The 12043-nt window shown below is 66.1% G+C and carries 2 protein-coding genes and 1 other RNA gene; 1 reads left to right on the forward strand and 2 read right to left on the reverse strand.

Annotated elements, in window-relative coordinates:
- Positions 1–27: 27 nt before the first annotated feature.
- Complete coding sequence (locus V3B30_RS11535; protein ID WP_262083174.1) at positions 28–10911, reverse strand: autotransporter-associated beta strand repeat-containing protein; 10884 nt, start codon at positions 10909–10911, stop codon at positions 28–30.
- Between the two features lie 355 nt (positions 10912–11266).
- Positions 11267–11584 carry a multidrug efflux SMR transporter gene (locus V3B30_RS11540; RefSeq protein ID WP_100471448.1) on the reverse strand — a complete coding sequence of 106 codons (318 nt, stop codon included), beginning with the start codon at positions 11582–11584 and terminating at the stop codon, positions 11267–11269.
- A gap of 300 nt (positions 11585–11884) precedes the next feature.
- Here V3B30_RS11540 and ffs point away from each other — a divergent pair.
- Positions 11885–11981, forward strand: an RNA gene (gene ffs, locus V3B30_RS11545) — signal recognition particle sRNA small type.
- Positions 11982–12043: the final 62 nt, after the last annotated feature.

Consider the following 12043-nt stretch of genomic DNA (forward strand, 5'->3'; position numbering starts at 1 on the left):
CGTGGATCCACCGCTGGCCCGCTCCCCTTAGAAGCCTACCCGCAGGTTGATCTGCCCGCCGACATCGCGGCGGCCATCACCGTGCTGGCCCTGCACGAACATCGACAGCTGGCTGTTGCGGCCAAGGCCGACCGCCACACCGAGCTGGCTGACCAGCGCATTGCGCGCCATTACCGCACTGTAGACATCGAAGGCATCACCACCGACCGCGAAGCGGTTGCGGCTGGCCACATCAGTGTCACCCGACGCATGCTGCCAGCCCAGGCCGACGGTCAGCTGCGCCGGGAAGCGCTCGCCGCTGCCCACGTCCCAGCGGCCCCGCACGCCCACCGTGCTGACGTTGAGCGTGTCCTTGCCGCCTTCCAGCACCAGTGCGGCACTGCCGCCCTGCTCCACCGCGCGATCACTGTCGACCCAGTGCTTGGTGAACTGCACGTACGGCTGCAGCTGGGTCCTGCCATGGGTCCAGGTCCAGCTGCCTTCGACCTGGGCGATGGTCACGTCCGAATCCTGGCGGCTGTACAGGGTCTGGCCCAGCAGCGGCACTTCACGCGTGGTGCGCGTGCGGTAGTCACCGCGCGACACGCTGCCACCGACCGCAAAGCCGTTGTTCCACTGTCCCTGTGCATACAGGCCGAACGTGTTGCCACGCAGGCGGGCGCGCGAACTGCGATCGTACAGGCGCGTATCCAGCCGCTCGTTGCCGGCCGCCGCACCCAGCACCACATGTTCACCCAGCTGCCAGTCCACGCCCGCCATCAGCGCATTGCGGTTGGACCGGATCTCATCACCGTTGCCATCGCCATCCTGCTTGAACACCTTGCCACTGCCGGCCAGCCAGGCCGAGGCGCGCTCGCCACGCACGGTCGGCAGCTCACTGCCCAGGCGCTGGCGGATGCCCTCTTCCAGGTAGTTGTCGTACAGCAGCACCGCGCGGCTGGCCGCGTGCACTTCACCGGAGAGCTGGTCGAATGCGCTGCGCGCAGTGCCGGCGTCATACATCAGCACCGTGTTGTACAGGCCCAGCGCCGCGCCACTCTGCGGCAGGCTGTCCAGCGCCGCGGCGGTGTTGTACTGGTTGCGCGTGTTGGCCACGGTAGTGAATGCCGCCGTCTGCGCCACGTCGATCTGCAGGTTGGCAGTGTTGGCGGTGTAGACCGGAGTGACGGAGAGGAACGCCGAGGTGGATCTTCCTTCCGCGAACTGCCCGTTCACCCCACCGCCCGCATTGACCACGGTGTACTGCTGGCCCTGCTGGTAGCTGGTGCTCGGCGAAATGGTGTTCACCTGCACCGTGCTTCCGCCCACGTTGGCGCTGCCGCCCACCTGCACCGTGTCGCTGCCGCTGGCACCGAGATCGATACCCAGCGTGCTGCCCGGCGACAGGGTCAGGTTGCCACCCACCGTGATCGTGCCGGTGCCATTGCCTGCGCCGCTGCCGTTGCCCGGGCCATTGCCCGGCGACAGCACGCCACCACTGGACACCGTCACGCCGCCGCCGGTGCCGCCGATGGTACCGGTGCCGGACAGGGTCGTGCCGCTGCCGATGGTCCACTGGCCGCCGATGGTGCCGGTGACATTCAGGCCACCGCCGGTGACCTGGCCGGTGCCGCTGAAACCACCACTGTTGCCGCCGAGATTCAGGCCACCCGGGCCGGCCTGCACGATGCTGCCGCCGCCGGTGATGCTGCCGCCGAGCGTGGTGGTGCCGCCGGTGTTGATCACCAGGCCACCGTTGTTGGTGATGTTGCCGGTGATCGCGCCGCTGGCCCCGCCGTTGCCGACCTGCACGGTGCCGCCGGCATTGATGGTGGTGCCGCCGGTGTAGGTATTGTTGCCGGTCAGGGTCACCGTGCCGGTACCGGCCTGGGTCAGGCCGCCGCTGCCGCTGATGGTGCCACCCACCGTGGTGTTGCCCCCCACGTTGAACACCAGGCTGCCGTTGTTGCTGACGTTGCCGGTGATCGCACCGCTCGCGCCACCATTGCCGACCTGCAGCGTGCCACCGGCGTTGATGGTGGTTCCGCCGGTGTAGGTGTTGTTGCCACCCAGGATCAGCGTACCGCTGCCGGCCTGGGTCAGGCCGCCGCTGCCACTGATGGCGCCGCCGACGGTGGTGCTGCCCCCCACGTTGAATACCAGGCTGCCGTTGTTGGTCACAGTGCCGCCGATCGCGCCGGTGGCACCGCCATTGCCGACCTGCAGGGTGCCACCAGCGTTGATGGTGGTCGGGCCGGTATAGGTGTTGTTGCCGGTCACGGTCAGTGTGCCACTGCCGGCCTGGGTCAGGCCACCGCTGCCGCTGATGGTGCCGCCCAGCGTGGTGTTGCCCGCCACGTTGGACACCAGCGTGCCATTGTTGATGACGTCGCCGACGATCGAGCCGCTCGCACCACCGTTACCCAGCTGCAGCGTGCCGCCGGCGTTGATGGTGGTACCGCCGGTGTAGGTGTTGGTGCCGGTCAGCAGCAGCGTACCGCTGCCGGCCTGGGTCAGGCCGCCACTGCCGCTGATCGTGCCGCCCAGCGCGGTGGTGCCGGCCACGTTGGAAATCAACGCACCGTTGTTGGTGATGTCGCCGGCGATGGCGCCGGTTGTACCGCCATTGCCCACCTGCAGCGTGCCGCCGGCATTGATGGTGGTACCGCCGCTGTAGCTGTTGTTGCCGACCAGGGTCAACACACCACTGCCGGCCTGCGTCAGGCCGCCACTGCCACTGATCGCGCCACCGACGGTAGTGTTGCCCGCGACGTCGAAGACCAGGCTGCCGTTGTTGGCGACATTGCCGGTGATCGCGCCGGTCGCTCCACCATTGCCGACCTGCAGCGTGCCTCCGGCATTGATGGTGGTGCCGCCGGTATAGGTGTTGTTGCCAGTCAGGGTCAACGTGCCGCTGCCGGCCTGGGTCAGGCCACCGCTGCCGCTGATGGTGCCACCCAGCGTGGTGTTGCCGGCCACGTTCGACACCAGCGCGCCGTTGTTGATGATGTCGCCAACGATCGCACCGGTCGCACCACCGTTGCCCACCTGCAACGTGCCGCCGGCATTGATGGTGGTGCCACCGGTGTAGGTGTTGTTGCCGGTCAGCACCAGCGTGCCGCTGCCGGCCTGGGTCAGGCCGCCGCTGCCACTGACCACCGCGCCCACGGTTGCCGTCGTGCCCAGGTTGTAGACCAGGTTGCCGTTGTTGGTGATGTCGCCCAGCACCGAGCCGGTACTGCCACCGTTGCCGATCTGCAGCGTGCTGCCACCATTGATGGTAGTGCCGCCGGTATAGACGTTGGCGCCGCTCAGGGTCAGCGTGCCGCTGCCACTCTGCACCAGGCCGCCGGTGCCACTGAGCACGCCGCCGAAGGTGGTGGTGGCGTTGTTGCCGCCGGTGGTCAGGGTTGCACCGCCCAGCACCACGCTGGATCCGGTCACGCCAGCCAGGCCACCGATGCTCTGGCTGCCACCGGCACTGATGTCCAACGTGCCGGCGCCGGCCAGGTTCACCGTGCTGGCACCGGACAGGCTGCCACCGGCCGCCACCGCCATCGTGCCGCTGTTGATCGTGGTGTCACCGCCATAGCTGCTGGTACCGCCAAGAGTGACGGTCGCTGCGCCATCCTTGAGCAGACCACCCGCACCACTGATCGCACCATTCAACGTGAGCGCGTTGCTGCCCGCCAGGGTCAGCGTGCCGCTGCCCAGTTGCACGTTGTTGCCCACGGTCAATGCGGCGGTGCCATCCAGCGTGGCATTGCCGCCCACCGTCAGCGTACCGGTACCCAGCGCACCACCATTGCCCAGTGTCAGGCCACCGCCATTGAGCGCCACACCGCCACTGAATGTATTCGTGCCGGTCAGGGTCTGCACACCCGCGCCATTCTTCACCAGCCCACCGGTACCCGTAATGTCACCAGCGAAGGCCGTGTTCCCTACGCCGTTGAGTGTCAGCGTGCTGCCACCGAGCGCGACCGTGCTGCCGGCAACACCGGCCAGTGACCCGATGCTCTGCGCACCACCGGCAGAAATATCGAACGCCGTTCCAGCGTTGGCCAATGTCACCGCGCCAGTCGATGCCAGGCTTCCTCCGGCGCCAATCGCCAGCGTGCCCGCATTGATGGTGGTACCACCGGTAAAGGTATTGGTACCGGTCAGGGTCTGGGTGCCGGTGCCTTCCTTGACCAGCCCACCGGTCCCCCCCACCGAGCCACTGAACGTGCCATTGGCGGGGCCACCAATGGTCAAGGTGTTGCCGCCCAGGTTCACTGTGCCGTTGCCGATCAGGGTACCGAACTGCTGCGTGCCGCTGCCCGCCGACAGATCGAAGGTCGCACCACTGGCCAGGTTGACGATGCCACTGGCATGCAGGCTTGCGCCAGCGCCCAATGCCAGCGTACCGGCATTGATGAAGGTACCACCGGTATAGGTATTGATACCGTTCAAGGTCAGCGTCGCCGCGCCCTCCTTGGTCAGCGATCCGGTGCCACTCAGGCTGCCGTTGAGGGTGAGGTTGTTGCTGCCGAGCACGGTCAGCCCGGCGTTGAGGACGAAGTTGTTGGCCAGCGTCACCGCGGAGTTCGAATCGAGCGTGGCATTGCCCCCCACCGTGACCGCCCCGGTACCCAGAGCTGCATTGTTGCCGGCTACCAGGCCGCCTGCATTGAGCGCTACACCACCACTGAAGGTGCTGGCGCCGTTGAGGGTCTGCACGCCTGCTCCGTTCTTGATCAGGCCACCATTGCCGGTGATCGCACCGTTGAACGTGCTGTCTCCCGTACCACCCAGGGTCAGCGTGCTGCCACCCAGTGCCACCGTGCTGTCGGCCACACCGGCAAGCGAACCGATGCTCTGGTTGCCGGCCGAGATGTCGAGGGTACCGGTACCGGCCAGGTTCACCGCACCGGTCGACGCCAGGCTGCCACCGGCGCCGATCGCCAGCGTGCCACTGTTGATGGTGGTGCCACCGGTGTAGGAGTTCGCACCGGTCAGCGTCACGGTGGCCGCACCGTTCTTGATCAGCCCACCTGCACCCGAGATCACGCCACCCAGAGCCAGCGCCTGGCTGCCGAGCAGGTCGAGGTTGGCACCCGATGCAAGGCTGATGTTGTTGGCCAGGCTGACGCTGGTCGATGCATCCAGCGTTGCGTTGCTTCCGACCGTCAACGCCCCGCTGCCGAGCGCCGCGCTGTTGCCGACCACCAGGCCGCCGCCATTGAGGGCCAGGCCGCCACTGAACAGGTTGGCGCCGCCCAGCGTCAGTGCGCCAGCACCGTTCTTGACCAGGCCACCGGTACCGGAAATCGCGCCGTTGAAGGTACTGTTGCCAACGCCACCGAGGATCAGCGTCCGTGCACCCAGGCTCAGCGTTGAACCGGCCACGCCAGACAGTGAGCCGATGGTCTGGTTGGCACCTGCGGTGGAGATATCAAAGCCGGTACCCGCAGCGGCCAGGGTGACCGCACCGGTAGCGGCCAGGCTGCCACCCGGACCAATCGCCAGCGTGCCGGCGTTGATGAAGGTGCCGCCGGTATAGGTATTGGTCCCGGTCAGCGTTTCGATGCCCGAACCGACCTTGGTCAGGCCACCCGTGCCAGCGATCGAGCCACTGAACGTGCCGTTGGTGGCACCACCGACCTCGATCGAGTTGGCCCCCAGGTTGACCGTACCGTTGCCGACCAGGGTGCCGAAGGTCTGCGTGCCGCTGCCCGCGGACAGATCCAGCGTGGCGCCGGTGGCGAGGTTCACGGTACCGCTCGCCGCCAGGCTGGCACCGGCGCCCAGCGCCAGCGTGCCGGCGTTGATGTTGGTACCACCGGTATAAGTGTTGACGCCGTTCAAGGTCAGCGTTGCGCCGCCATTCTTGGTCAGGCTGCCAGCCCCGGAAAGTATGCCGTTGAGTGTCAGTGCATTGCTGCCGAGCACGGTCAGCCCGGCATTGAGGGCAATGTTGTTGGCCAGTGTTGCCAGGCCGGTGGTATCCAGCGTGGCAGCACCACCGACAGTCAGCGCCCCCGCACCCAGCGCCGCGTCATTGCCGAGCACCAGCCCGCCTGCATTGAGCGTCACGCCACCGCCAAACGTGTTGGCCCCGGACAACGCCTGCACGCCTGCGCCCACTTTCACCAGGCCGCCGCCGCCACTGATCACGCCGTCGAACGCGGCGTTGCTGGCGGTTCCGAACGTCAATGAATTTCCGCCCAGCGACAGCGTGCTTCCGCCCGCACCATTGAGTGCGCCGATGGTCTGGCTGCTGCCGGCACCGGAGATATCGAAGCCAGCGCCCGCGCCCAACGTGACGTCACCCGCCGCGGACAGGCTGCCGCCCGTGCCCAGCGCCAGCGTGCCGGCAGTGATAGTGGTACCGCCGGTGTAGGTGTTGGCACCGGACAGCGTCAGCGTGGTAGCGCCGTTCTTGATCAGACTGCCATTGCCACCGACCACGCCCGACAGCGTCAGCGCATTGCTGCCCGGCAACGTCAGTGCAACGCCCGAGCCCAGCGTGACTGCATTGCCGAGCGTCACTGCCGCGCCCGCATCCAGCGTGGTACTGGCATTCACCGCAAGCGCGCCGGTACCGAGCGCACCATTCGCGCCGACCACCAGGCCACCGCCGTTCAAGGCCAGGCCGCCGCCGAAGGTATTGGTGTTGTTGAGGGTCAGCAGGCCCGCACCATTCTTGATCAGGCTTCCGTTGCCAGCCACCACACCCACAAGGGTAAGGTCACTGGTGCCGCCCAGCGTCAGCTGGGTTCCGGCACCAAAGTTCACCGCGTTGGCCAGGTTCAGGGGCACCGTTCCGTCCAGGCTGACGTTGCCGCCAATCCCCAGCGCTCCTGTGCCAAGCGCGCCCGCATTGCCCAGCACCAACCCGCCCGCATTGAGCGCCAGTCCACCACTGAAGGTATTGGCGCCGGACAACGTCTGCACGCCAGCGCCGACTTTGATCAATCCACCACTGCCATCAATGGCGCCGGCAAAGCTGCCATTGCTGGCGCCGCCAAAGGTGAGTGACTGCGTACCCAGCGCCACCTGGCTGCCTGCCACGCCGTTCAACGCACCGATGGTCTGGCCGGCACCCGCTGCGCCGATATCCAGCGTCGCACCTGCACCGGCAAGATTTACTGCCCCACCCGCGGCGAGACTGCCACCCGCACCCAGCGCAAGCGTGCCGGCATTGACCGTGGCGCCGCCCAGGAAGGTATTGGCACCGGACAGCGTCAGCGTCGAGGCGCCGTTCTTGATCAGGCCACCGGTTCCCCCCACCACCCCGGTCAGGGTCAGGTTGTTGCTGCCCGGCAGGGTCAGCGTATTGGCGCCCAGGTTCACCGCATTGGTCAGCGAAACCGGGGCGCTCGCGTCCAGGGAAACATTGCCGCCGATGTTCAGTGCCCCGGTGCCAAGCGCACCGTTGGCGCCCACCGATACGCTGCCCGCGTTCAACGCAAGGCCACCGCTGAAGGCATTGCTGTTGTTCAACGTCAGCACACCGGTACCGGTCTTGATCAGGCCACCCGTGCCAGTGACCAGACCGCCTAGAGCAACGTCCTCGTTGCTGGCCAGGCTCAGCTGCGCGCCGGCGTCGAGATCGATGGCGTTGCCCAGGCTCAATGCCACCGAGCTGTCCAGGGTCGCGTTTGCACCGACGGCAAGCAGTCCGGTTCCCAGTGCGCCGGCATTGCCCAGCATCAGGCCGCCGCCGTTGAGCACCAGACCGCCACCGAAGGTATTGGCGCCATTGAGCGTAAGGGTGGTGGCACCGTTCTTGATCAGACCACCGGCGCCGGAAACGACGCCACCAAGCGTGACCGCCTGCGTGCCTGGCAACGACAGCAGTGCACCCGCCCCAAGCGCCACATTGTTGGTCAGGTTCAGGGCCGTGCTGCCATCGAGTGATGCATTGCCGCCCACGCTCAACGCGCCCGTGCCGAGTGCACCGCTGTTGCCCAGCTGCAGACTGCCGGCATTGAGGTTCAGGCCACCGCCGAAGGCATTGGTGCCGTTCAAGGTCAGCAGCGAGGCACCGTTCTTGGTCAGGCTGCCGCTGCCGGTGATGTTCCCGCCCAAGGTGAGGTTCTGGCTGCCCGGCAACGTCAGTGCTGCCCCCAGACTGATGGCGTTGGTCAGGTTCAGTGCTGCGCTGCCATCGAGCGAACTATTGCCGCTGACCGTCAACGCCCCGCTGCCGATCGCACTGTCGTTACCCAGCAGCAGCCCACCCGCCGCCAGGTTCAGGCCACCACTGAAGGTATTGGCGCCGGCCAGCGTCTGCACGCCGGTGCCCTGCTTGATCAGGCCACCGGTACCGCCAATCGCGCCGGCGAAGGTCTGGTTGGTGGCGTTGCCAAGAGTGAGCGTGCTGCTACCCAGCGCCACCGTGCTGCCTGCGGCGCCAGACAACGCGCCGATGGTCTGGTTGCCGCCAAGCGAGATGTCCAGCTCCGTCCCTGCATTGACCAGATTCACTGCACCGGTGGCTGCAAGGCTGCCGCCACTGGCCAGCGCGACCCTGCCCGCGTTGATCGCCAATCCACCGGTGAACGCGTTGGCACCGCCCAGCGTCAGCGTGGCAGCGCCGTTCTTGACCAGGCTGCCGGTGCCGCTGATGACGCCCCCCAGGGTCAGCGCATTGCTGCCCAGCACGCTGAGAGAACCCCCGGCACCCAGGTTGATGCCATTGCTCACGCTCATTGCCGTGCTGGCATCGAGCGTTGCCAGACCACCGACGTTGAGTGCACCGGTTCCCAGCGCCCCGGCATTCCCAAGCACCAGGCCGCCTGCGGTGAGTGACAGGCCACCGCCAAAGGTATTGGCATTGTTGAGCGTAAGCGTGGCCGGACCGCTCTTGACCAGGCTGCCGGTACCGCCGATCACACCATTGAAGGTCAATGCCTGCGTACCAGGCAGGTTGAGGAAGCTGCCCGTCCCCAGGGTGACCGCGTTGTCGAGCGCCAGCGCTCCTGCGCTGCCATCAAGGCTGACGTTGCCGCCGACACTGAGCGCACCCGTTCCCAGCGCACCGGCATTGCCCAGCAGCAGCCCACCACCGTTGAGCGCAACACCGCCGGTGAAGGCGTTGGCACCGGACAGGGTCTGGGTGCCCGTACCGACCTTGACAAGCGTGCCACCGACACCGCTGATGGCGCCGGAGAAAGTGGTGCTGGTGTTCAGGCCACCCAGGGTGAGAGTGCGTGCGCCCAGGTTGAGCGCACCGGATCCGGCGAGCGAACCGATGGTCTGGTTGGCTGCAACCGAGAGATCAAGGTTGGTCCCTGCGCCCAGCGAGATCGCTCCTGTCGACGAGAGGCTGCCAGCGGCGCCCAGTGCCAGTGCGCCGCCGGTAATGGAGAACGTGCCTGCAAGGGTATTGGCACCATTCAAGGTCAATGTGCCGGCACCCGCCTTGAACAGATTGCCTGCTCCGGAGATCGATCCATTCAGGCCGAGCCCATTGCTGCCCAGCAGGTTGAGTGTTCCGCCCCCGTTGATGACAAGGTTGTTGCCCAGGTTGAAGTTGGCCGAGGTATCCAGGGATGCCGTGCCGCCGATGGTCAGATTACCGCTGCCGAGCGCCCCCGCATTGCCCAGCACCAGTCCACCGGCATTGAGATTGACTCCCCCGGAGAACAGGTTTGCATTACCGAGCGTGACGATGCCGCTGTTGTTGACCGTGAGGCTGCCAGTCCCTGAAAGCACGCCCCCGAGTCCGAACGCATTGGTCCCAGACAGGGACAGATTGCCACCGAGGCTGAAAGCGTTGGCCAGGCTCAGACCCGCCGTGGAGGAGGCGATGGCACCGCCGTTGGCGGTGAACAGCCCTGTGCCGAAGGAGGCGGCATTGTTGAAGTTGATCAGACCATCGTTGAGCGTCGTCGGCCCGGTTCCGCCCCATGCGCCCTGCAGGTTCCACGTACCGCTGTTGACCGTGAGCCTCTGGAAGTTGAGGTACTGGTTCCAGCCCAGCGTGGTCACTGCACCGCCGGTACCGGACCCCGGACCGCTGACGACGTTCTGCAGCACCAGCGTGTTGCTGGCGGCGCCGGCGCCCACGCCGGCATTGACCGTACCGGCGGCGGCGAGCGAAACCGAAATACCACCCAGTGCATCGATTCCCGCCGAGGCCCCGGCCCCGGTTGCCACATTGGACCCGGACACCGCAGTAAACGTATTCCCCTGCGCTGAATCACCGAGATAGACGCTGCCGGTGATCGTGCCACTGTTGTTTACCGAGTTGCCCAACGTCGAGCCGGCCAATCCGACTCGTCCGGTGATCCCGCCGCTGTTGCTCAGAATCGTCTGCGCGCCACCGTAGCTGACGATGGCCGGCGCGTCGGCCGTGCCGAGTCCGCCCAGCAGGAAATTCATGTTGACGGTGCCGGCATTGTTGATCGTGGTGACACCGCCTGCGCCATTCTGCACGGACAGCGCGCGGCCATTCGCGCCCAGCAGGGAGCCGATATCAATGAAACCCTGAAGCGTGCCGGTCGCGCTGTTGGTAACGCTGATCGCCTGGCCACTGGCATTGCCAAGCACCGCGCCGGAGGCAGCAAAGAGACCGACATTGGTGCCGATCGTGCCGTTGTTGGTGAGCTGGATGCCGTTGCCGCTCAGCGTCATCGAATTACCCAGGCCAGCGGTACTTCCTACATTCGCGCCAGCTGCCACGGTCACCTGGACGCCGTTGGTGGCGTCCGCAAAATTATTGGTGGTTCCGGTGCAGTTGATTACTGGCCCCGGGGTCGTGCACGCCGCAAAGGCCGAACCACTGGCCAGCGAGGTGGCCAACGCCAGCGCCAGCTGGTGCGCCCGCAATCGCGGCAGCCGCTTCACGCAAACCGCGCTTCCACCAGGATTCTGGGCGACCTCCGAAGCAACCTGCATTACGCCGAGGGCGCGATTGAAAACCAGACGGTAAATGCGGTTCATCGGTAAATCTCCCTGAAAAGACCGGATGGCACTGCAGGCAGTTTTTTGAAGACGATGCGACCCATCCCGGTTCCCGACACGGAAACAAGGGCTGGCGGCATTAACTCCTGAAAATCTTCACATCTTCACGCGATCGCACCCAGGACAGGTGCGCCAACGTTCCCGTCAAGGCGAAAACTCCCCGATTTCGCCTGACGAATGGCGGCACTGTGCGACCGACGGCGCCAGTGCGATGTGAATCACGCTCGTTATTTTCATGACGCACGTCAAATAAAACGGGCGGACAAAATGATTTGCCGGAAATGCATATACCTGCGACGGGCGGGGATTCCCTTCCCCACCATAAGTAAATGATTCAGCTGCTGGAGAGTTTCATCAGCACCAGGCCCGAGACGATCAATACCGCCGCACCGATCCGCATCGCGCTGACCTGCTCGCCGAGGAACACGATGCCAACCACGAATGCCCCGACCGCGCCGATGCCGGTCCAGATCGTATAGGCGGTTCCCAGCGGCAGGCTGCGCATGGCCACCGCCAGCAACCAGAAGCTGGCGATCATGCCGATGAGGGTGACCACGGTGGGGGTGAGCTTGGTGAAGCCTTCGGACTGTTTCATGGACACGGCCCAGACGATTTCCAGCAGGCCGGCAAACAACAGATAGATCCAGGCCATGACGGCCCTCCTCTTGGTAGGGCCAGGCCGTCCTGGTCTTTGATTCCCGATGTGGGGGAGGTCGTTCCTCCTGGCCGGCATTCTAGCAACGGGGGTGGCCTCCGGCCGCCGTCGCCGGGAACGGGTTACAGCCGATTCAGCGCGTGAAGCTGGCGCCGATGGACCTGCCTGCGCTAGAATGCGCGTCTGCCATCGGCCAGCCGATGTGCGGTCCGGCTGTGGTCTCCGGCGCATCGCGCGCTGCTTCCCCTGATCCGTGAACTGGCCGCCCACCGGGCGGCCAACGTCTCTATGGTGGCCCCGTCGGCCCCTCGCGACGCTAGGTCGAAAACCCCGCCAGGGCCGGAAGGCAGCAACGGTATCGATCGACGCGGGCGCCGAGGTCAGCCGGCGGGGCCACCGCCTTTTCTGCACTGGGGTCAGATCCCTTTGCCCGGCAAAGGGCTCTGACCCTTAAGC

Source organism: Stenotrophomonas sp. SMYL41, assembly GCF_036319965.1.
Taxonomy (GTDB): Bacteria; Pseudomonadota; Gammaproteobacteria; order Xanthomonadales; family Xanthomonadaceae; genus Stenotrophomonas; species Stenotrophomonas maltophilia_R.